The organism is Streptacidiphilus anmyonensis (assembly GCF_000787855.1).
Classification (GTDB): Bacteria; Actinomycetota; Actinomycetes; order Streptomycetales; family Streptomycetaceae; genus Streptacidiphilus; species Streptacidiphilus anmyonensis.
The window spans coordinates 1-20,177 of the sequence record NZ_BBPQ01000094.1 but is presented as its reverse complement, the minus strand read 5'-3'; the positions used below and the strand labels follow the sequence as shown (position 1 = coordinate 20,177).

Annotated in this window: 21 protein-coding genes and 2 pseudogenes; 13 read left to right on the top strand and 10 right to left on the bottom strand. The window is 74.4% G+C overall.

Annotation, left to right across the window (positions count from 1 at the left end; translation table 11 throughout):
• The first annotated feature begins 16 nt into the window (after positions 1–16).
• The 3 genes from TR50_RS39025 (at position 17) to TR50_RS39015 (ending at position 2,323) form a co-directional block, all read left to right on the top strand.
• Positions 17–373, top strand: coding sequence for a hypothetical protein (locus tag TR50_RS39025; RefSeq protein WP_042434053.1), 357 nt, complete (start codon positions 17–19; stop codon positions 371–373).
• Positions 374–483: 110 nt separating this feature from the next.
• Complete coding sequence (locus TR50_RS39020; protein ID WP_042434050.1) at positions 484–1,875, top strand: DUF4331 domain-containing protein; 1,392 nt, start codon at positions 484–486, stop codon at positions 1,873–1,875.
• 79 nt (positions 1,876–1,954) lie between these two features.
• Positions 1,955–2,323, top strand: coding sequence for a hypothetical protein (locus TR50_RS39015; protein ID WP_084701751.1), 369 nt, complete (start codon positions 1,955–1,957; stop codon positions 2,321–2,323).
• A 45-nt stretch (positions 2,324–2,368) separates the two neighbouring features.
• Here the strand turns inward: TR50_RS39015 and TR50_RS39010 are convergent, their stop codons facing one another.
• The 3 genes from TR50_RS39010 to TR50_RS39000 are packed head-to-tail and all read right to left on the bottom strand — an operon-like array spanning position 2,369 to position 4,986.
• Positions 2,369–3,382 (bottom strand): NAD(P)/FAD-dependent oxidoreductase, encoded by a 1,014-nt coding sequence (locus TR50_RS39010; protein ID WP_042434048.1) that lies wholly within the window; start codon positions 3,380–3,382, stop codon positions 2,369–2,371.
• The gene (locus TR50_RS39005) at positions 3,379–3,897 is read right to left on the bottom strand and encodes an isoprenylcysteine carboxyl methyltransferase family protein (RefSeq protein ID WP_042434046.1); all 519 of its coding nucleotides are present in this window, start codon (positions 3,895–3,897) and stop codon (positions 3,379–3,381) included. Before TR50_RS39005 ends, TR50_RS39010 begins: the two co-directional genes overlap by 4 nt.
• A gap of 6 nt (positions 3,898–3,903) precedes the next feature.
• Positions 3,904–4,986, bottom strand: a complete 1,083-nt coding sequence (locus TR50_RS39000; protein WP_042434044.1) for a type III polyketide synthase — start codon at positions 4,984–4,986, stop codon at positions 3,904–3,906.
• Positions 4,987–5,130: 144 nt separating this feature from the next.
• Here TR50_RS39000 and TR50_RS38995 point away from each other — a divergent pair, with 144 nt between their 5' ends.
• From TR50_RS38995 to TR50_RS38985, 3 genes and pseudogenes are all read left to right on the top strand, one after another.
• Positions 5,131–5,985: a UbiA family prenyltransferase gene (locus TR50_RS38995; RefSeq protein WP_201776931.1), complete on the top strand. Its 855-nt coding sequence runs from the start codon at positions 5,131–5,133 to the stop codon at positions 5,983–5,985.
• Positions 5,986–6,168: 183 nt separating this feature from the next.
• The gene (locus TR50_RS38990; protein ID WP_236654778.1) at positions 6,169–7,302 is read left to right on the top strand and encodes an NHL repeat-containing protein; all 1,134 of its coding nucleotides are present in this window, start codon (positions 6,169–6,171) and stop codon (positions 7,300–7,302) included.
• Between the two features lie 75 nt (positions 7,303–7,377).
• A pseudogene (locus tag TR50_RS38985) lies at positions 7,378–7,770 on the top strand (DnaJ family domain-containing protein); the annotation flags it as partial.
• 132 nt (positions 7,771–7,902) lie between these two features.
• Here TR50_RS38985 and TR50_RS38980 read toward each other — a convergent pair.
• Positions 7,903–8,871 carry an amidohydrolase family protein gene (locus tag TR50_RS38980; RefSeq protein WP_084701747.1) on the bottom strand — a complete coding sequence of 323 codons (969 nt, stop codon included), beginning with the start codon at positions 8,869–8,871 and terminating at the stop codon, positions 7,903–7,905.
• A 291-nt stretch (positions 8,872–9,162) separates the two neighbouring features.
• On the opposite strand from TR50_RS38980, the gene TR50_RS49510 reads away from it, so the two are divergent.
• Positions 9,163–10,011 (top strand): MerR family transcriptional regulator, encoded by an 849-nt coding sequence (locus TR50_RS49510; protein ID WP_084701745.1) that lies wholly within the window; start codon positions 9,163–9,165, stop codon positions 10,009–10,011.
• A gap of 60 nt (positions 10,012–10,071) precedes the next feature.
• Entirely contained in the window at positions 10,072–10,536 is a 465-nt protein-coding gene (locus tag TR50_RS38970) for a DUF8821 family protein (RefSeq protein WP_042434038.1), read from the top strand.
• 7 nt (positions 10,537–10,543) lie between these two features.
• Here TR50_RS38970 and TR50_RS38965 read toward each other — a convergent pair whose 3' ends face one another.
• Complete coding sequence (locus TR50_RS38965; RefSeq protein ID WP_042434035.1) at positions 10,544–11,110, bottom strand: TetR/AcrR family transcriptional regulator; 567 nt, start codon at positions 11,108–11,110, stop codon at positions 10,544–10,546.
• 215 nt (positions 11,111–11,325) lie between these two features.
• On the opposite strand from TR50_RS38965, the gene TR50_RS38960 reads away from it, so the two are divergent.
• Entirely contained in the window at positions 11,326–12,324 is a 999-nt protein-coding gene (locus TR50_RS38960; protein WP_042434032.1) for an alpha/beta hydrolase family protein, read from the top strand.
• Positions 12,325–12,334: 10 nt separating this feature from the next.
• On the opposite strand, the gene TR50_RS38955 is transcribed toward TR50_RS38960, so the two are convergent.
• From TR50_RS38955 to TR50_RS38935, 5 genes are all read right to left on the bottom strand, one after another.
• Entirely contained in the window at positions 12,335–12,760 is a 426-nt protein-coding gene (locus TR50_RS38955; protein ID WP_052441829.1) for an STAS domain-containing protein, read from the bottom strand.
• 86 nt (positions 12,761–12,846) lie between these two features.
• Positions 12,847–13,479 (bottom strand): class F sortase, encoded by a 633-nt coding sequence (locus tag TR50_RS38950; RefSeq protein ID WP_052441828.1) that lies wholly within the window; start codon positions 13,477–13,479, stop codon positions 12,847–12,849.
• A 149-nt stretch (positions 13,480–13,628) separates the two neighbouring features.
• Complete coding sequence (locus tag TR50_RS43360) at positions 13,629–14,579, bottom strand: hypothetical protein (protein WP_052441827.1); 951 nt, start codon at positions 14,577–14,579, stop codon at positions 13,629–13,631.
• Between the two features lie 159 nt (positions 14,580–14,738).
• On the bottom strand, positions 14,739–15,395 hold the full coding sequence (locus TR50_RS38940) for a response regulator (RefSeq protein WP_042434028.1): 657 nt from the start codon (positions 15,393–15,395) through the stop codon (positions 14,739–14,741).
• 4 nt (positions 15,396–15,399) lie between these two features.
• Entirely contained in the window at positions 15,400–16,668 is a 1,269-nt protein-coding gene (locus TR50_RS38935) for a sensor histidine kinase (RefSeq protein ID WP_052441826.1), read from the bottom strand.
• 103 nt (positions 16,669–16,771) lie between these two features.
• Here TR50_RS38935 and TR50_RS38930 point away from each other — a divergent pair, with 103 nt between their 5' ends.
• The 4 genes and pseudogenes from TR50_RS38930 to TR50_RS46260 form a co-directional block, all read left to right on the top strand.
• A complete protein-coding gene (locus TR50_RS38930; protein WP_042434024.1) occupies positions 16,772–17,728 on the top strand; it encodes a GlxA family transcriptional regulator in 957 nt (318 codons plus the stop codon).
• 114 nt (positions 17,729–17,842) lie between these two features.
• Positions 17,843–18,844 (top strand): type I glyceraldehyde-3-phosphate dehydrogenase, encoded by a 1,002-nt coding sequence (gene gap / locus TR50_RS38925; RefSeq protein WP_042434021.1) that lies wholly within the window; start codon positions 17,843–17,845, stop codon positions 18,842–18,844.
• Positions 18,845–18,915: 71 nt separating this feature from the next.
• The gene (locus TR50_RS38920) at positions 18,916–19,728 is read left to right on the top strand and encodes a maleylpyruvate isomerase family mycothiol-dependent enzyme (protein WP_042434018.1); all 813 of its coding nucleotides are present in this window, start codon (positions 18,916–18,918) and stop codon (positions 19,726–19,728) included.
• Positions 19,729–19,839: 111 nt separating this feature from the next.
• Positions 19,840–20,177: pseudogene (locus TR50_RS46260) on the top strand (hypothetical protein); the annotation flags it as partial.

Genomic DNA, 20,177 nt, shown 5'->3' with positions numbered 1-20,177 from the left:
CCCCGGAGGACCGCCCATGCCCGAAACCCTCGATGACGACCGGCCTGCCGCTTCGTCACCCCTCTCGCGCCGACGGCTGATCCAGAACGCCACCGCGACCGGCGCCGCGACCGTCGCCGCCGGATTCGCCCTGAACGCCGGACTGGCCGGCGTCGCCGCGGCGGCTCCGCGCACAGATGCCGCGGACCCGGAGACGGCCCGGGAGGCGACCCGCCCGACCCCCGAACACGCTCCCGCGCCGTCGGGCGACGAGCCGTTCGTGGTCCGCGTCGTCGACGCGCGCACCGGCGAGCTGGACATCTTCCACGGTCACCAGCACCACCGGGTCCGCGACCAGAAGCTCGTCGCCGCGCTGCTGCGCGCCGCGCGCTGACGCGACGCCCTTGGGAGACCCGGCCGGGGACGCCCCCGGCGGACCCGGCCGGACGCCCACCTGTCCTGAGGCACCATCACCCCTGCGCACCACCCTTTGCGAGGTTCCCCTTGTCCTCCCACCGCGAAGCCCCCGAGATCTCCAAGGACCCGGTCGCCGACAGCACCGACCTGTACGCGTTCGTCAGCCCCGACGCGCGCGACACCGTCACGCTGATCGCCAACTACATCCCCTTGCAGAACCCGGCCGGCGGCCCGAACTTCTACGAGTTCGGCGACGACGTGCTGTACGAGATCCACATCGACAACGACGGCGACGGCCGTGCGGACGTCACGTACCGGTTCCGGTTCGCCACCCACCTGCGCAACAACGACACGTTCCTCTACAACACCGGTCCGATCGACTCGCTGGACTCGCCGAACTGGAACCGCCGCCAGACCTACTCGGTCACCCGCGTGGAGCACGGCCGTGAGACGGTGCTGGGCAAGGACCTGAAGTGCCCGCCGTGCAACATCGGCCCGCTGTCCACGCCCGACTACCCGAAGCTCGCCCGCGAGGCCGTGCACCACCTGGGCAGCCGTCGCCGGGTCTTCGCCGGCCAGCGCGCCGAGGGGTTCTACGTCGACCTCGGCTCCATCTTCGACCTCGCCGACCTGCGCCCGTTCCAGTCCCTGCAGGTCTTCGCCAAGGCGCAGGGCCTGCCGGACCAGCCCGGCGTGAACGCCACCAAGGAACTGAACGTCCACAGCATCGCGCTCCAGGTCCCCATCGACGAACTGACCCGCAACGGCTGGCACGGCAAGGACGTCTTCGACCCGCGCGCGGTCATCGGCGTGTGGACCTCGGCGAGCCGCCGCGCCTCGCGGATCATCGAGGAGGGCAAGGGCGAGGACTGCGAGTCGGGGCCCTTCGTCCAGGTCTCGCGGCTCGGCAACCCGCTGTTCAACGAGGTCCTCGTGCCGATGGCGCGCAAGGACGAGTGGAACGCGCTGCCCCCGTCGGACGACAAGCGGTTCGCCTCGTACGTGGCCAAGCCCGAACTCGCGGGCCTGCTGCCCGTGCTCTACCCGGGGGTGTTCCCGAACCTGGCGGCGCTGGACGCCTCCGGCAAGCCCCGGGCCGACCTGCTCGCGATCCTGCTCACCGGCATCCCCCAGGGCGTCGTGCCGGGCTTCCAGAACTTCACCGGAAGCACCGAGGCCGACATGCTGCGCCTCAACGTCGCGATCCCGCCGTCGCGGCGGCCGAACATCCTCGGCCTGATCGGCGGCGACCCGGCCGGGTTCCCCAACGGACGCCGGGTCTTCGACGACGTCGTCACCGTCGAGCTGCGCGCCATCGCGGGCCTCACCTACGCGCTCGTCGACCACGGCTACACGCCCGACGCGGCGGCCGGTGTGATCACCGACGGCCTCACCGACACCTCGCCCGGGACCCCGTACCTGCCCGACTTCCCCTACCTCGGCGTCCCCTACGACGGCTACCACCACCCCTCCTCCTGACCCACGGCCCCTTCCGGTCCGGCGCCCGTGGGGACACCCCACGGGCGCCGGCGCCCGACCCGCCCCGAAGGAGCCGGTCATGACCACCACTCAGACCCACGAGCACAGCCACCTGATGCCGCACCAGCACGGACACGAGCACCCGCCCCTGCCGGCGCCCTCCCGCGAGGGGAGCGTCGTCCTCGACATCGGCGCGGGAACCGGGACCCTGGTCATCCACGCCACCGACGCGGAGGACGGCCTGGAGATCCACACCAGCCCGGAGGCCCGCCCGGAGCAGCGGACCCACGCGGCGGTCCGCCCGCGCCACCTGCCCGACCGCACCGTGTACGCGGCCGTGATCACCCCGCTCCCCGTCGGCCGCTACACCGTCTGGGGCGGGGACGACACCCCCCACGGCAGCATCACCGTCACCGACGGCCAGGTCAGCGACTACCGCTGGACGTGACCGTGCTCCTGCGGCTCCCGCACTCCGGGCCCGAGCCGCAGGAGCTCACGCGAGCCCGTTGACGAGCCCGCTGAACAGCAGCGGCAGGCGGGCCGCGGCCGGGACGACGTACGGGGCGAGCGCGGCCCGCTGACGGGTCCACAGCAGCGCGCCGGTGAGCGCGCGGTGGCGGCGCGTCGCCCGACGCCAGGCGCGCTCGTACGCCTCGGGCCGGTCCGCGCGGACGCACTCCACCAGCGCGGCCGCCCCCGACAGCGCCAGTGAGAGGCCCTCCCCGGTGAGCGCGTCCACGTATCCGGCCGCGTCGCCGACGAGCAGCACCCGCCCGGCCACCCGCGACGACGCGCGCTGCCGCATCGGCCCCGCGCCCCGGACCGGCCCGGCGGCGGCGCTCCGCAGCCGCTCGGCGAGCGCGGGAAAGCAGGCCAGGTGCTGCTCGAAGGAGCCGCGTCCCGAGGCCAGCACCGCGACGCCCACCAACTGCGGCCCGAGCGGGGTGACATAGGCCTCGGCCCGGTCCGACCAGTGCACCTCGACGCAGTCCGACCACGGGGCCACGGCGAAGTGCCGGCGCAGCCCGTGACGCCGGGGCCCGCACACCGGCCGGTCGAGGCCGAGCGCGCGCCGGGTCGGCGAGTGGAGGCCGTCCGCGGCGGCCAGATAGCGGGCCTCGACCCCGGCGGCGTGCACGCGGTCGTCGTGCTGCCGCACGGCGTCGACGCGGACGGGCAGCACCGGCACGCCCAGCTGCTCGGCCGTGCGCGCGAGCGCGGCGTGCAGCGCGGTACGGCGCACGCCCAGGCCCGGCGCGCGGTGGAACCGCGCCTCGGCCCGGTGACGCCCGTCGAGGTAGCGGATGCCGTGCAGCGGCTGCCCGGTGAGCCGGACGCCGAGTTCGACGAGGGCGGCCGCGCCGCCGGGCATGAGTCCCTCGCCGCACGCCTTGTCGATCGGGCCCCGGCGGGGTTCGGCGACGACGACGTGCAGCCCGGCGCGCGCGGCGTGGATCGCGGTGGCGAGCCCGGCGGGACCGCCCCCGGCGACCAGGAGGTCGATCACCCCGCCGCCGTCGCCAGCGTCAGTGCGGCGTTCTCGCAGCGCACCCGGGTGACCAGCAACGGCCAGTTCACGAGGGTGAACACGGCCGCGGTGATCCAGTTGGCGTGGACCAGCGGCAGGGCGACCCCTTCGACGACCACGGCGAGGTAGTTCGGGTGCCGCAGCCACCGGTAGGGGCCCCGGTCCACGAGCGGCAGGCCCGGCACGACGATGACCCGCGTGTTCCAGCGGGTCCCGAGCGTGGCGATGCACCACCAGCGCAGGGCCTGCGCCGACAGCGCAGCCGCGAGCGCGGGCCAGCCCAGCCACGGCAGGAAGGGCCGGTGCAGCAGGGCGGTCTCCAGCAGGCATCCGGCCAGCAGGCCGGTGTGCAGCACGACCATGACGGGGTAGTGGCCCGCGCCGTGCTCGACGCCGCCCCGGGCGCGGCTCCAGCGCGCGTGCCGCTGCGCGGTCACCAGCTCGGCCAGGCGTTCCAGGGCGACCAGCAGGATCAGGACGGTGTAGGCGTTCATCGGCGGCTACCAGCGCAGGAGGACGAGTTCGACACAGAATCCGGGCCCCATCGCCAGCAGCAGCCCCGGCGAGCCCGGCGGAGGCGGCCGCAGCGCGAGGGTGTCGCGCAGGATGTGCAGCACGGAGGCCGACGACAGGTTGCCCACCTCGGCGAGCGAGCGCCAGGTCAGTTCCAGGGCCCGCGCGGGCAGGTCCACGGCGTCGCGCACCGCGTCCAGGACCTTCGGGCCGCCCGGGTGGCAGACCCAGGCGGTCACGTCGCCCGCCTTGACCTCGTGGTCGGCGAGGAACCCGTGCACCACCGGACCGAGCTGACGCTGCACCAGGTCGGGCAGGTCGGCGCCGAGCATGATGTGGAAGCCGGTGTCGCCGATCGTCCAGCCGAGGAGGTCCTCGGTGCCGGGGAAGAGGTGGCTGCGGGTCGCGACGATCTCGGGCCCGTTCCGACCGTCCCGACCGCCCTGCGCGTCGCGCGCGTCGCGGCGGGAGCCCACGGCCACGGCGGCGGCCGCGCCGTCGCCGAACAACGCGCCCGCGACGAGGTTCTGCATGGACGCGTCGGCCCGCTGGAGGGTGAGGGAGCACAGCTCGACCGAGAGCAGCAGGGCCGTCTCCTCGGGATGGCCGAGCAGGTAGTCGTGCAGCCGCGCCAGGCCGGCGGCGCCCGCGACGCACCCGAGGCCGAAGACCGGCACCCGCTTCACGTCCGCTCGCAGCCCGAGGCGCGCGGCGAGCCGCGCCTCCAGGGAGGGCGCGGCGATGCCGGTCACGGAGGTGGAGACGACCAGGTCCACGTCGGCGGCGGTGAGACCCGCCTGGTCCAGCGCGCCCTGGACGGCGTCGCGTCCGAGCTCCAGCGCGGCGCGGACGAAGGCGTCGTTGCGCGCCCCGAACCCGTCCAGGTCGGCGTACCGGTCCAGCGGCAGCGCCAGATGACGCGCCGTCACCCCTGACGACGCGTGCACGCGCTCCAGCACGTCCCGGTCCCCGCGCGGCAGCCGACAGGCCGAGCCCACCATCCGGGTGATCTCACCCTGCGGGTACCGGTACGCCGGCAGGACGCCATGAACCGCGACAATCCGGGTCATCCCGCCATCGTAGGCGCAGGCACCCCCGGATCCCGCGATACGCGACTCCCCCCGCGTGCCTGACACCCCGTCGACAACTGCTGCCCGGTGCCGCGCGGCGCGGCAGCGAGGGTCGGTGGGGGGGTGCGGCCGTAGGATCGGGCGGTGCCCATCGAAGCCGTGGTGCGGCGGGCTGGATCTCCCGTGGCGCTGCTGCTCGCCGCGCACCCCGCCCCCGCGTTCGCCGTGACCGGGATGGCCGCCGCGCTGGCCGCCGCCGTCGGCCGGGGCGCGGCCGGGTGCCTGGGGGTGGGCCTCGCCGTGCTCAGCGGTCAGCTCTGCGTCGGCTGGAGCAACGACGTGCTCGACGTGCGGCGCGACATCGCGGCGGGACGCCGCGACAAGCCGCTCGCCGCCGGGACGCTGGCCGCGTCCACCGCCCGCGCCGCGGCCCTCACCGCGGGCGCGGCCTGCGTGCCGCTCTCCCTCGCCTCCGGTGCGGCGGCCGGCGCCGCCCATCTGACGGGGGTCGCCTCGGCGCTCGCCTACAACGCGTTCCTCAAGCGGACCCGTTGGTCCTGGCTCCCCTACGCGGTGGCCTTCGGGCTGCTGCCCGCCTTCGTCACCCTCGGTCTGCCCGGCCGGCCGTGGCCGCCCGGCTGGCTGCTCGCGGCCGCCGCCCTGCTCGGAGTGGGCGGGCACCTGACGAACGTGCTGCCGGACATCGACGCCGACCTCGCCGAGGGCGTCCGCGGGCTTCCCCACCGCCTCGGTCGCACCCGCAGCCGGGTGTTGGCCGCGTCCGCGCTCCTCGGCGCCTCCGTCCTGCTCGCCCTCGGCCCGGCCGGCCCGCCGGGGCCGGTCGGGTGGACCGGGCTGGCGGTCGCCGCCGCGCTGACGGCGGCCGCCGCCCTCCCCCGCGCACGCCGCCCGGACAGCCGCCTCCCGTTCCTGCTCACCATCGGCCTCAGCGCCCTCGACCTGGCCCTGCTGCTCCTGCGCGGCGCCACCCTGCGCTGAGCCCCGGGGCGACCGCGGCCGGTCCCTGTCGCAGCAACGTTCCCACCGCGAACACCCCTGCCATCCGGCTGGTTTCGCACGTGCCGAGCGCGAGCCGACCCGGCCGCCGCGAAGGCGCGGCCTAGCGTGGCCGTCGGCCGCCCCGACCGGCGGGCGACCTGACGACGTCCCGGAGGGAAGCTCGTGAGAAAACCCGTAGTGCGTGCCTGTCTGACCGCGTTGACCGGCCTGGCGGCCACCGCGCTCACCGTGACCGCCGCTGTTCCCGCCGCCGCCGGCGGCGGGCCGTTCGTCGGCCCGCTCCACACCGTGCGCACCATCGCCTCGACCGTCCCGGCCAACGGGGACGTGAACCCCTACGGCACCGTGCTGATCCAGCACAGCGACGGGAAGCTGCGCCGCGGCGACATCCTGGTCAGCAACTTCAACAACAAGAAGAACCAGCAGGGCACCGGCACCACCCTGGTCGAGGTCAGCCCCCGCGGCGAGGTCAGCCAGTTCGCGCGGATCGACCGCCGGCACCTGCCGGGACCGTGCCCCGGCGGCGTCGGGCTGACCACCGCGCTGTCCGTCCTGCCCGGCGGCTGGGTGGTCGTCGGCAGTCTGCCCACCAAGGACGGCACCTCCGCCACCGCCAAGGCGGGCTGCCTGATCGTCCTCGACGAGCGCGGCCGGGTCCGCGAGACCATCGCCGGCCACGGCATCAACGGCCCCTGGGACATGACGGCCGCCACGCACGGCGACACCACCGACCTGTTCGTCACCAACGTCCTCAACGGCACCGTGCGCGCCAACGGGAGGGTCGTCCACAGGGGCACCGTCCTGCGGCTCACGCTCTGCAGCCACGGCGAGGACCAGCCGCCGACGCTGATGTCCACCACCACGATCGGCTCCGGCTTCGCCGAGCGCACCGACCCGAACGCCCTCGTCATCGGCCCCACCGGCGTCGGCCTCGGCGACGACGACACCCTTTACGTGGCGGACACCCTGGGCAACCGGATCACCGCCATCCGCGACGCCTCCACCCGGCGCGACACCGCGGGCACCGGACGGGTCGTCACCTCCGGCGGCGCGCTCAACGGCCCGCTCGGGCTGGCCGTCGCGCCGCACGACGAGATCCTCACCGTCAACAGCGGCGACGGGAACCTGGTCGACACCGCCGCCGACGGTCGCCAGCTCGCCGTCCGCACGCTCGACTCCAGCGGCAGCCCGGCCGGCGCCGGCGCGCTCTTCGGCCTGGCCGTCGACCGGGACCACCGCAAGGTCTACTTCGTCGACGACGCGACCAACACCCTGAACGTCCTCGAACGCCCCTGACAGCCCCGCCTCCGTGCCGCGCGGCCCTCGACGACGACGCCGAGGGCCGCGCCGCGTTTCCGTAGGATGGGTGGCATGACCGAGCGCAAGCCGGCGGGGTTGAGCTTCGAGTCCTGGGTCGACCAGCAGATCCGGGAGGCGCAGGAGCGCGGCGAGTTCGAGAACCTGCCGGGGACCGGTGAACCCCTGCCCGACGTCGACGAGCCGTACGACGAGCTGTGGTGGGTCAAGCAGAAGCTGGCGCGGGAGGGGCTGTCCTTCCTGCCGCCCACCCTCGCCCTGCGCAAGGAGGCCGAGGACGCGCTCGCCGCCGCGTCCGCCGCGGCGAGCGAGGCGGAGGTGCGGCGGATCGTCCTGGAGATCAACGAGAAGATCCGCACACTGCTGCGCGAACCGACGCAGGGCCCGCCGCTCAACCTGGTCCCCTACGACGTCGAGGACGTGGTCGCCGACTGGCGCGCCCGCCGTCCCGCTCAGCCGGAGAGCCCGGCGGCCCCGCCGCCGGTCCTGAGCTCCCGGCCGCGCGGGCTCCTGCGTCGTCTGCTGCGGCGAAGGGGCGCCCGACCCGGCGCCTGACCCGTTCACACGCCGAAAACCGGGTCACACGCCGAACAGCCGGGCCGCGTTGTCGTGGCACACGGCCCGGAGCCACTCGTCCCCGAGGCCGAGCCGCTCCAGGGCCTGGAGCTGCCGCAGGTAGGGGTAGGGGATGTTGGGGAAGTCGGAGCCCAGCAGCACGCGGTCCCCGACCGCCGCGAGGCGGGGCAGGGCCCGGCGCGGGAAGGGCATCAGCTGCTCGGTGAAGTCGGTGAACGCCATCGTCGTGTCCAGCCGCACCTCTCCGAACCGCTCGGCCAGGTCGAGGAAGTCCTCGTACTCGGGCATGCCGAGGTGGGCGACGATCAGCCGCAGCCCCGGATCGCGCGCCAGCACCCGCGCGATCGGCTCGGGGCCGGTGTGCTTGCCGGGCGCGGGCCCGGAGCCGCAGTGGATCACGACGGGGATCCCGGCCTCCGCCAGCAGGCCCCACGCCGGGCGCAGCAGTTCGTCGGCCGGGTCGTAGGCGCCCACCTGGACGTGTGCCTTGAAGACGCGCGCGCCGGCCTCGACGGCCTCGCGGACGTAGTCCTCCACGCCCGGCTCGGGGTACAGGGTGGCGGTGTGCACGCACTCGGGCGTCCGGGCGGCGAAGTCGGCCGCCCACCCGTTCAGCCACCGGGCCATGCCGGGCTTGTGCGGGTAGAGCATCGAGGTGAAGGCCCGGACGCCGAACTCCCGCAGCACGTCCGCTCGTTCCGCCTCCTCGGCCCGGTACGTGATCGGCCACTCCACGCCTCCGATCAGCGGGCCCTGCGTGTCGAAGTACTCCCAGACCTTGTGCAGGACGCGCTCGGGCATGAAGTGCGTGTGCACGTCGACCAGCCCCGGAAGACCGAGCCGGCCCCAGAAGCGCCGCACCTCCCCGGCCTCCGCGAGCCCACTCGCACGCCCGCTTTCACTCGCACTCGCACTCGGGGCGGCTTCGACAGGGCCCGCGGGACCGCTCGCCGCGACATGGTGATCACACATACCGCCCACCTTCGGGCCTGACCCCCGGACGGGTCCACCCCTTCCGGCCTCCGCCGGTGGCACGAAAGGCGGGAATCCCGGCGGGAAGATCGCCTTCGAGGGCGCCTCGACGCCCTCTGGACAGGGTGGGCGGAAGCGGGGGATCCTCTTGGGAGCGCTCCCGCGCACAACCCCCCGGACGGCGCGGGAGCCGCTCAGACACGTCACCGCGGAGTCCTGCGGCGCAGGGGAACGCAGTGACCAGCGGTGGCGGTTTGAGCTTGCCGTGGGGCAAGGTTCTAGATTCGGGCTGTGAACGAGAGAGCGGAGCGGCTGGTCACGATCGGCCGACTGGCCCGTCAGACCGGCCTGACCACCAAAGCCCTGAGGCACTACGACCGGGTCGGGCTGCTGGAGCCCGCCGCCGTCGACCCCGGGACCGGCTACCGCTACTACCGGCAGGACCAGGTCGCCACCGCCCGGCTCATCCAGGTCCTGCGTTCCGTGGACGTCCCGCTGGAGCAGGTCCGAGCCTGCCTGGCCGCCGACGGCGACCCGGCGGCGGCCACCCGGCGCGTCCTGGCCCAGCACCGCCGACGGCTCCAGGCACGACTGGACCGGATCCGAGGCGCCCTCCATCGCACCGACCACCTCATCAGTGAAGGGATCACCACCGCCATGACCGACAGCCGGCCCCGGACCGAGACCACCGCCGAGGACGAGCGCAAGCTCGCCGCCGACCTGTTCAACGGCGTGTGGCGGCTGCTGGAGCAGGAGGACCGCTCGGTCGAGGACGACGACCGGATGCTCCACATGGCCCACGCCTCCCGCTACCACTGGGGACAGGTCGGCGCCGCCGCCAACCGCAGCCGCGGCGAGTGGCAGTGCTCCCGTGTCTACGCCGTGCTCGGACGCGCCGAGCCCGCGCTGCACCACGCGCGCCGCTGCCTGGAGATCTGCCGGGACAACGGGATCGGCGACTGGGACCTGGCCTTCGCCTTCGAGGCGCTGGCCCGCGCGGCGGCCGTCGGCGGTGACAAGGAGCAGGCCCGCGCCTGGGCCGATCAGGCCCTGGCCGCCGCGGACGACATCGCGGAGGCGGAGGAGCGCGAGCTGGTCCTGTCCGACCTGGAGAGCATCCCCGGTCTGTCGCTGTTCTGACCCGGAGCGCCGCAAGCTGGGATGATGTCCGGATCCGGACCGTCGTCCTGAGGAGAACGCATGCCCTACGCCGTCGACTTCGTGAACGTGTCCACCGTCGGCCTGGAGTCGTCCCCGGTCGCGGAGGCTCTCGCCGGACTGCGCGCCAACGAGGCCCGCTACTACAGGAACAAGTACGACCACGTCTTCACCGTCAGCCCGGTGGACGAGGCGCCGGAGGTGCTCGACTGGATCAACCGCGTCCTCGCCGAGGAGCGCGACATCGTCATCGCCGCCCGCCCGCTCGAGGTGACCTCCTTCGAGGTCGACGGCCTGCGCATGGCGTACGTGTTCTACGAGTCCGGCCTGTCGGTCAACGTGATGTACGGCATCGAGGAGGGCGGCAAGCGGGCCGTGGGGTTCAAGCTCTCCGAGGGCATGGACGTCCCCGAGGAGCTGGCGACCCGCTTCAAGTTCGCGCGTCAGAAGTCGAAGCTGGCCGGCGTGATCCGCGGCTCCTTCTTCGTGATCAAGGGCGAGTACTGAGACCGCGTCAGTGGTCTGACGGTTCCCGGCCGAGCCCCCGCAGCAGCAGGTCGACGAGGCGGCGGGGGTCGTAGCGCCGGTCGTCGTCACGGCCGATGCAGAGGTTGCCGATGCCGCGCATGAGTTCGTACGGGCGGACGCCGGGCGTGATCTCGCCCGCGTCGCACGCGGCGTCGAGGAGCTGCCCGCAGACGGGCACGAGGCGGTCGAGGAAGTAGGCGTGCAGGGCCTCGAAGCCGCCGCTGTCGGACTGGAGCGCGCTGGCGAGCCCGTGCTTGGTGACGAGGAAGTCCACGAACAGGTCGACCCACTGACGCAGCGCCGCCAGCGGTGAGCCGCCCTCGGCCAGCAGGGCGGGCCCGGCCTCGGCGCAGGCCTCGACCTGGTGCCGGTAGACGGCGACGACGAGGTCCGCCCGGGTCGGGAAGTGCCGGTAGATGGTGCCGATGCCGACGCCCGCCTTGGCCGCGATCTGGCGGATCGGCGCGTCGACGCCCGCGTCGACGAACACCTCGGCCGCGGCGCTGAGCAGCGTCTGCTGGTTGCGCAGCGCGTCCGCGCGCCTGCCCCGCACGGGCGCGGTCCCTGCCGCGCCGGTCCCTGCTGCGGCGGACTCTTCTGCCGCGGGCCTTACTCCTGCGGGCTGTTCCGGTGCGGACACCGCACGTCCCTCTCTCGTGGACCGTTGACTAAGCGGAACGCTGATCCGTATAGTTTCGGAACAACGCTCCGCTTAGAGACTAGCCGAGCGCGGCGTTCCTGTCCGCCATCGCCGGAAGGGCTCCCCTCATGACCTCCGCACCGACCTCCGCACCGACCTACGCCGCCGCCACCATCGGCGTGCCCTCCCCCGTCCTCTCGGTCGCCCCCGTGACGCTGCCGGCCCCCGGCCGCGCCGTCGACCTGGAGGTACGCGTGTCCGTGCCGGTGAGCGGTGACGATCTGCCGATCGTCCTCCTCTCGCACGGCCAGGGTCCGTCCAACCACCTCTCCTCCCTGGACGGCTACGCCCCGCTCGTCGACTTCTGGGCGGCGCACGGCTTCGCCGTGATCCAGCCGACCCACCTGAGCTCGCGCAGGCTGAACCTGGATCCCGACGACCCCGAGGCGCCGCTGTACTGGCGCTCCCGCGCAAAGGACATGTCCCGCATCCTCGACGGGCTCGACGCGATCGAGGCGGCCGTCCCCGGCCTCCGCGGCCGCCTGGACCGCGGCAGGGTGGCCGTGGCCGGCCACTCCATGGGCGGCCACACCGCGAGCTTGCTGCTGGGAGCGCGGCTCACCGACCCCGGCAGCGGGGCGGAGGTGGACCTGACCGAGCCGCGCATCAAGGCCGGGGTCCTGCTGGCCGCGCCCGGCCGGGGCGGCGACGCGCTCACCGACTTCGTGGTGGAGCACTATCCGTTCTTCTCCACCATCGACTTCTCGGCCATGGCCACGCCCGCCCTGGTGGTCGCGGGCGACGACGACCCCTCGCCGCACCTGACCGTCCGCGGCCCGGCCTGGCACACGGACCCGTACCACCTCTCCCCCGCACCCAAGACGCTGCTCACCGTCTTCGGCGCGGGACACGGCCTCGGCGGGATCTCCGGCTACGACGTCGCCGAGACCACCGACGAGAACCCCGACCGCGTCACCGCGGTCCGGCACCTGAGCTGGGCCTACCTGCGCAGCGCGCTCGACCCGGCCGATCCCGCCTGGCAGAAGGCATGTGACGCGCTGTCGGCCGACCCCGGCGCGTTCGGGCGGGTGGAGTCCAAGACGGCCGACGGGTCCACGCCCTCCTGACCCGCGCTGCTCACGGCCCGGAGCACGGGGCGCGTCGGCCCTGCGCCCAGGGGTGCAGCGGGAAGCAGCGCTCCAGCTCGCACACCGCGAGGATGAGCGACACCTTGTTCGGCGGGGCCGCCAGGAAGACCGGCACCCCAGCGGCGTGGGCCAGACGCCTGGCCCGCAGCAGGCCGGTGAGTCCGGCCGCGTCGCAGAAGGTCAGCGCGCCGAGGTCCAGCACCAGGCCCGCCCCGGCGTGTCGGCGCGGCAGGTCGAGGGTGCGGGCGACCTCGACCAGCAGCGCGGACGTGGCGGCGATGTCGAGCTCGCCGGCCAGGTGCAGCACCGGGCAGCAGACGGGACGGCGCAGCGACCCGCGGCACGGGCGCGCCTGGAAGGCGAGACGGTGCGACTCGACGGTGCCGCAGGGGCGGAGCGGGCGGTGGTGTCGCATGGGCGGGTTCTCCCGGATGGGTCAGCAGGCCGGATCGGCGGGGTGGATCAGCGGGACGGTTCGGCGGAGTGGATCACCGGGGCGGGTCAGCCGCCGTGGCCGGTCGAGCCGGTCGTGCCGGTCAGGACGGCGGTGACGACGAGGTTGTCCGGATAGCTGTGGGTGGCCGCGTCCGGACTCCCGGCGCAGGTGACCAGGCGCAGCACCGGCCGGGGGTCGGGTCCGTAGACCTCGCGGCTCGGGAACGCGGACTTGGCGTAGCGGTGCGCGGAGGTGACGGTGAAGTCGGCGGTGGTGCCGTCCGCGCGGGTCACCTCGACACGGTCCCCGCCGGCGAGTCGCCCGAGCTTCAGGAACACGCCGTCGCCGTACCGGCCGACGGTGACGTGTCCGAGGACGACCGAGGACCCGCGCTGGCCCGGGGTGACCGAGCCGTCGTACCAGCCGGCCGGGGCGTGCGCGGCGATGGGCGGGACCTGGACGGTCCCGTCCGCCGCCAGACCCAGTCGCAGCAGCGGGGTGTCGACCCCGATGGCGGGGATGTCCAGGCGCTCCGGCACCGACGCCGCCATCGGGGCGGCGGGCGTCACCGAACCGGTCGGCCCGGCGGTCGTACCGGGCGCGGGCGCTCCGGCGACGGGACGGTCGGTGGTCAGTCCCGCGCCGCAGCCCGCGACCGCGGCGACGGAGACCGCCGCGATCCCCAGGGCTGCCGCCACGCGGGTCCGGCGCGCGCGAAGCCGTCGTGCGGGGCGCCGGGACGCGGCGGCCCGGCCCGGGCCGGGCTCGGCCTGGGAGCGCGTGGCGCTCCTCGGGGCCGATCCCCGGTCGAGGCCGGGAGTACCGCGATCCCGGGTCCTGCGGCCGCTCACTTGCCCCGGGCCTGGCGACGCGTGCCCCACCAGATCATCGTGCCGCCGGCGACCACACCGAATCCGGCCAGCGCGATGGGCCAGATGGCGTCGTTGGTGCTGCCGCTCGCGGCGCCGGTGTCAGGCGCGCCGGAGGGGATCGTCCCGGAGGTGTGCGCGGTCGACGAGCCGGCGCTGCTCGGGTGCACGGGCGTGGTGGGCGTGGTGGGCGTGGTGGGCGTGGTGGGCGTGGTGGGCGTGGTCGGGTGCGCGGGGGTGACCGGCGCGACCGGAGTCGTCGGGTGCGCGGGGGTCACGGGCGCGACCGGAGTCGTGGAGTGGGCCGGGGTCACCGGCGCGACCGGAGTCGTGGAGTGGGCCGGGGTGACCGGGGCGACCGGAGTCGTCGGGTGGGCCGGGGTCACCGGCACGACCGGGGTCGTCGGGTGGCTCGGCGTGACCGGGGTGACCGGCGGGGGCGGCGGCGGGGGCGCCGTCACGGTGAAGGACCCCGTGAAGGACTCGGTCGCACCGCCCTGGTCGGTGCACGAGACGGTGACGTCGTGCGCGCCGGTCGGGATGTCGGGCAGCACGGTGGCGGTGCCGGTGAACGCCTGCGGGTCGCTCTTGCCGATGGTCGCCTGGCCGCCCGCGAAGAACGGCGAGGAGATGCTGTTCAACGTCACCGCGTCCGAGGGGCAGGTGCCGCTCATGGTGACGTCGCTGCCCCCGTAGATCGGGGCCGACTCGTCCTGGGCGGAGGTGATGCTGATGACGCCGCCGGAGGAGGAGTCGTCCGCGGGGGTGAGCGAGGCCGGTGTGGTCGAGGAGGAGGGGTCCGCGGGAGCGACCGTGGCCGGGGTGGTGGGTGAGGAGTCCGCCGGTGCGGTGGCCGCGAACGCCGGGCCGGTGGCGAGGGCGAGGGTGCCGAGGGTGACTGCCGTGGCGGTGATCAGAAGGGTCTTCATCGCATAACCTGCTTCGCTGGCTCCCGGACCGCTGTGGTGGTGGTCCGTGCGGGCCGTTCGGCCCGCACCACCAAGGTCCTTCGGCAGGAGCACGCGCAGGGTCATCCGATCGGTGGATCGGGGGGATGAACCGGTCTGGACCAGCAGGCGGTCCTCGGGCTACTCCAGCAGGCCGCGCCGCAGCGCCTCCGCGACCGCCGCCGCGCGGTCGGAGACGCCGAGCTTGGCGTACAGGTGCTGAACGTGGCTCTTGACCGTGCTCGGCGACAGGAACAGCTCGGCGGCCGCCTCGGGGACGCTCTTGCCCGCGGCGAACAGCTCCAGCACCTGGCGCTCGCGCTCGGAGAGCACCGGCTCGTCGGTCTCGTGCCGTAGCCGGATCTCCGCGGCGAGCCCCGTGGCCAGCCCGGCGGGCAGCACGGTCGCTCCGGACGCCGCCTGGGCCACCGCGCCCACGATCTCGTCGCGGGAGGAGTCCTTGAGCAGGTAGCCGGCGGCGCCCTCCTGGACCGCCTTGAAGACCAGCGCGCTCTCCTCGAAGGCGGTCAGCAGCACCACCCGGGTGGGCAGTTCGTCGCGGACCACCGCGTGGACGACGGCGATGCCGTCGAGCCCCGGCATCTGGTAGTCCACCAGGGCCACGTCCGGCCGGTGCTCCCGGATCGCCCCGAGGGCGTCGCGGCCGTTGTCCGCCTCGGCGACGACGTCGATCCGCCCGCTCTGCACCAGCGCCCGGCACACCCCTTCCCGGTACAGGGGGTGGTCGTCGGCCACCACCACGCGGATCTTCGCGTTCTCGAGGACGGTGCGTCCCATCGCCTCACCGTCCGTCTCTCGCGGGGTCCAGCGGCAGGGTGATCCGGGCGGCGGTCCCCTTGGGGGTGTTCGCCGTGAGCACCATCGTGCCGCCCGCCTCCTCGACCCGCACACGCTGGGCGGCCAGGCCGATGTGCCCGTCCGCGAGACGGTCGCCGAGGGCCAGGTGCCCGTGCGGCAGACCGACGCCGTCGTCCCTCACCTCCAGCACCGCGACCGGTCCGGCCAGTTCCAGCAGCACCTCGACGGAGGCGGCCCGCGCGTGCCGCACGACGTTGGCGAGCAGCTCCCGGCCGCACTGGTAGAGCACCCGGTCGGCATCGCGGCCGGCGGTCGTCACGTCGCTGGTGAACCGCACCTCGAAGCCGCCGCGCCGGGCGGAGCGCAGGGCCAGCTCCTCCAGGGCCCGCGCCACCCCGGCCCGCTCCAGCACGGCGGGGTGCAGCTCGGTGACCGAGGAGCGCAGCTGCCGCGCGGCCTCGCGCATCGCTCCCTCCGCGCGTCCGAGCGCCTCCGCGAGGCCGTCGCCCTGGGGCGGCGCGTCGCGCGCCTCGTCCAGGTCGAGCCGCGCGGCCAGCACGTTCTGCAGGGGACCGTCGTGCAGCGCCTCGGCGAGGTCCCGGCGCTCCCGGTCGCCCGCCGCGACGGTGCGGGCCAGCAGGTCCGAACGCTGCCGCGCCAACTCGGTGATCATCCCCACCCGGGACTGCTGGATCAGCGAGAGCACCACGCTGGCGACACTGATCATCGCGATGAAGAGCGCGTGGCCGACGGTGAACTGGAGGTCGGGGTTGGCGTGCAGGTGCCCGACGCCGGAGGCCACCGCGTAGGTCAGCGTCGCCGCCGCGCCGGACAGGGCCGTGATCCACGGCCGCAGCTGGAACGCGGCCAGCAGGGGGATGAACACGAACGCGTCCTCGCTGAAGGGCGAGGCCCAGGTCGGGTCGGTGAAGTCGCCGGACACGCACAGCAGCACCGTCAGCAGCGGCAGGTCCACCAGCGGCACCGCGAGCGCCAGGGCGTTGCGGCCCTGCCCGCGCCACGAGGCGACCATCATCGCGGCGCTCCACACGGCGTAGAGCAGGGTCAGCGCCACGGTGGCCCACAGGTGCTCGCGCGGCCGGATCAGCAGGATCACGGCGAAGGCGACCACGACGACGGAGACCCGCAGCGCCGCCTGGACCCGGACCGCCCGCCGCTGGTGGGCCCGCAGGATCTCCTCGACCGCGTCCCTGTCCGCCGCGTCGGGAAGCCCGGGGGACCAGATGCGCATGGCTTCTCGCCTTTTCTCGGTTCCCCTCAGTCTGCACCGGCCGGGCCGTCCGCACCGTTCGGCGGGCGTCGCGGGACGTGTGGAGGTCCCTACCCTTGACCTTGTGTTCGTCTCCCGCCTGCGCCGCGTCGCCGTGCTCGTGCTCGAGGGCGCCAAACCGCTCGACGTCGGCATCCCGGCGCAGGTCTTCACCACCCGGGCGAGCATGCCCTACGAGGTACGGGTCTGCGGCGCGTCGCCCGGACTGGTGACCGGCGGTGACGGTCTGTCGTACCACGTCGCCCACGGCCTCGACGCGCTCGACTGGGCCGACATCGTCTTCGTCCCCGGCTACCGCCACCCCGACCGGGAGGACCCGCCGCCGGCCGTCGTCGACGCCCTGCTGCGCGCCCACGGCCGCGGCGCCCGGTTGGCCGCGATCTCCACCGGCGCCTTCGCGCTGGCCGCGACGGGCCTGCTCGACGGCCGCCGCGCCACCACCCACTGGCACTACACCCGAGCCCTGGCCGGCCGGTATCCGCGGGTGCTGGTCGACGAGAACGTCCTGTTCGTCGACGAGGGCAGCGTGCTGACCTCCGCCGGCGCGGCCTCGGGCATCGACCTGTGCCTGCACGTCCTGCGCGGCGATCTCGGGGTCGCCGCGTCCAACCACGCCGCCCGCCGCCTGGTCGCCGCGCCGTACCGCAGCGGCGGCCAGGCGCAGTACGTGCCGCGCAGCGTGCCCGAGCCGATCGGGGAGCGGTTCGCCGCCACCCGCGAGTGGGCGCTGGGCCGCCTCGGGGAGCCGCTGAGCCTGCAGAGCCTGGCGCGGCACGCGGCGGTTTCCCCGCGGACCTTCTCGCGACGGTTCGTGGAGGACACCGGCTACACGCCGATGCAGTGGGTCCTGCGCGCCCGGGTCGACCTGGCGCGCGAGCTGCTGGAGCGCTCGGAGCGCAGCGTCGAGCAGATCGCCGCCGACGTCGGGCTGGGCACCGGCGCCAACCTGCGCCTGCACTTCCAGCAGATCCTGGGCACCACCCCCAGCGAGTACCGGCGGACCTTCACCCGCGGCGAGTAGCCCCGCCTTCGGTTCTGGCGCGATCCTTGCGGACCGTGGCGCTCCTGCCAGGGTCGTTGATCGGCTCCACGCGACAGGGTGGAGGTGCTCACCCAGAGGAAAGGGACACCACCCATGACCCGCATCGCGATCAACGGATTCGGCCGCATCGGACGCAACGTGCTGCGCGCGCTGCTGGAGCGCGACAGCAAGCTCGAGGTCGTCGCCGTCAACGACCTCACCGAGCCGACCGCGCTCGCGCGGCTGCTCGCCTTCGACACCACCGCCGGCCGTCTCGGCCGCCCGGTGACGGTCGAGGGCGACACCCTGGTCGTCGACGGCCGCCGGATCACCGTGCTGGCTGAGCGCGACCCGGCGCGGCTCCCGTGGGCGGAGCTGGGGGTCGACGTGGTGCTGGAGGCGACCGGTCGCTTCACCTCCGCCGAGGCCGCGCGCGTGCATCTGACCGCCGGGGCGCGCAAGGTCCTGGTCAGTGCCCCGTCGGACGGCGCGGACGTCACCTTGGCCTTCGGCGTCAACACCGGCGAATACGACGCCGACCGGCACACCGTCATCTCGAACGCCTCCTGCACGACCAACGCGCTCGCGCCGCTGGCGAGCGTGCTCGACGACCTCGCGGGCATCGAGCACGGCTTCATGACGACCGTGCACGCCTACACGCAGGAGCAGAACCTCCAGGACGGCCCGCACCGCGACCCGCGCCGGGCGCGCGCCGCCGGCGTCAACATCGTGCCGACCACGACGGGCGCGGCCAAGGCGATCGGCCTGGTCCTGCCGCAGCTGGACGGCAAGCTGTCCGGCGACTCGATCCGGGTGCCGGTGCCGGTCGGCTCGATCGTCGAGCTGAACACCACCGTCTCCCGCGACGTCACCCGCGACGAGGTGCTGGCCGCCTACCGCGAGGCCGCCGCGGGTCCGCTCGCCGGGATCCTGGAGTACAGCGAGGACCCGCTGGTCTCGGCCGACATCACCGGCAACCCGGCCTCCTCGATCTTCGACTCCGAGCTGACCCGCGTCGACGGCCGTCACATCAAGGTCGTCGCCTGGTACGACAACGAGTGGGGCTTCTCCAACCGGGTCGTGGACACCCTCCACCTCCTCGCCGAGAGCGTCTGACCGTTCGGCGGGCCGGTTCGTCGGGTTCAGGGCCTGGACAGGCGGGCGGTCATGGGACAGGCTTCGGCCCCATGACCGAGTCCCCTGTCCAGGCCGCCCTGAGTCCGCTGCTGCTCGGCGAGGTCGTCGCCGTGGCCGAGGACATCGCCGCGGTGCTCAGGGCGCGCCCGGACGCCGACGTGCCGATCCCGGACGCGAGTTGGACCGTCGGGGAGGCCGCGGCCCATCTGATGCTGGCCAACGAGCTGATGGCCGACCTCGCCCGGGGCGTCGACCGCCCGTACGGCGACGGCAGCCCGGACTCGCTCGCCGCCGCCAACACGGCCTCGCTGGCGGCCTGCCCCGAACGCGATCCGCTCGTCCTCGCCGAGGCGGTCGTCGAGCACGCGCGCGGCTTCGTCGCGGCCGTGTCGCAGCGGTCGGCGACCGACCCGGTGGTGACGCCGATGGGCCCGATGGACCTCGGCGTGCTCGGGTCCTATCTCCTGGTGCACATGCTCGGCCACGGCTACGACCTCGCCCGGGCGCTCGGGCGCCCCCACATGATCGACCGTCAGCGGGTCGACCTCTGCCTGCCGTTCCTGCTCATGGCGATGCCCCGGGTGGTCGACCCCCGGACCGCGGCGGGCGTGCGGGCGAGCTACACGATCGGCGTGCGCGGTGGCATCCGCTTCGGCGTCCGGATCCACGACGGCGTCGCCGAGGTCAGCGCGCAGCCGCCGCAGCGCCCCGACTGCACGATCGTCTCCGAGCCGGTGACCTTCCTCCTGCTGGCCCTCGGCCGGTGCAACCCCTGGGCGGCCATCGCCCGCGGCCGGATCCTCGCCTGGGGACGCAAGCCGTGGCTGGCGTCCGGCTTCCCGACCTACTTCACCGCGCCGTAGCCGCCCAAGGCCCTGCGGACTGGAACTGCGCAGGCGTCAGGACGCCTCCCGGCCGTCGGGCAGGACCTCGCTGAAACCGGTCCCGGCACCCGGCACCCGGCAGGTCAGGGAGTGGCGCTGCCGGTGGGCGCGGCGCTGCCCGTCGAGGAGGAGGACGGGGAAGCAGCGGTCGTCGCGGACGCGGGGGTGCCGGTGGGCGAATCCGTGGGCGCAGAGGCAGGCGCGGAGCTGGATGTCGGCGAGGTCGATCCCGACGGCGGCGCGGAGGCGGACTCGGACGGCGGGGCGGTCGTCGGCGTGCCCGCCGGTCGCGTCGGCGTCGCGGTGCCGGCCGGAGCCGGGGTGCCGCTCGGCGTGGTGGAGCCGGCGGCCGGGGCCGTCGGCGTGCCGGTCGCGGGCTGGGAGGCGGCGGACGCCGACTGGGAGACGCCCGCGGCGGCGGACGGGAC

Coding starts and splice junctions, on each gene's coding strand:
- TR50_RS39025 (WP_042434053.1), top strand. CDS start 17: ATGCCCGAAACCCTCGATGACGACCGGCCTGCCGCTTCGTCACCCCTC.
- TR50_RS39015 (WP_084701751.1), top strand. CDS start 1,955: ATGACCACCACTCAGACCCACGAGCACAGCCACCTGATGCCGCACCAG.
- TR50_RS39005 (WP_042434046.1), bottom strand. CDS start 3,897: ATGAACGCCTACACCGTCCTGATCCTGCTGGTCGCCCTGGAACGCCTG.
- TR50_RS39000 (WP_042434044.1), bottom strand. CDS start 4,986: ATGACCCGGATTGTCGCGGTTCATGGCGTCCTGCCGGCGTACCGGTAC.
- TR50_RS38980 (WP_084701747.1), bottom strand. CDS start 8,871: ATGTGTGATCACCATGTCGCGGCGAGCGGTCCCGCGGGCCCTGTCGAA.
- TR50_RS38970 (WP_042434038.1), top strand. CDS start 10,072: ATGCCCTACGCCGTCGACTTCGTGAACGTGTCCACCGTCGGCCTGGAG.
- TR50_RS38960 (WP_042434032.1), top strand. CDS start 11,326: ATGACCTCCGCACCGACCTCCGCACCGACCTACGCCGCCGCCACCATC.
- TR50_RS38955 (WP_052441829.1), bottom strand. CDS start 12,760: ATGCGACACCACCGCCCGCTCCGCCCCTGCGGCACCGTCGAGTCGCAC.
- TR50_RS43360 (WP_052441827.1), bottom strand. CDS start 14,579: ATGAAGACCCTTCTGATCACCGCCACGGCAGTCACCCTCGGCACCCTC.
- TR50_RS38940 (WP_042434028.1), bottom strand. CDS start 15,395: ATGGGACGCACCGTCCTCGAGAACGCGAAGATCCGCGTGGTGGTGGCC.
- TR50_RS38935 (WP_052441826.1), bottom strand. CDS start 16,668: ATGCGCATCTGGTCCCCCGGGCTTCCCGACGCGGCGGACAGGGACGCG.
- gap (WP_042434021.1), top strand. CDS start 17,843: ATGACCCGCATCGCGATCAACGGATTCGGCCGCATCGGACGCAACGTG.
- TR50_RS38920 (WP_042434018.1), top strand. CDS start 18,916: ATGACCGAGTCCCCTGTCCAGGCCGCCCTGAGTCCGCTGCTGCTCGGC.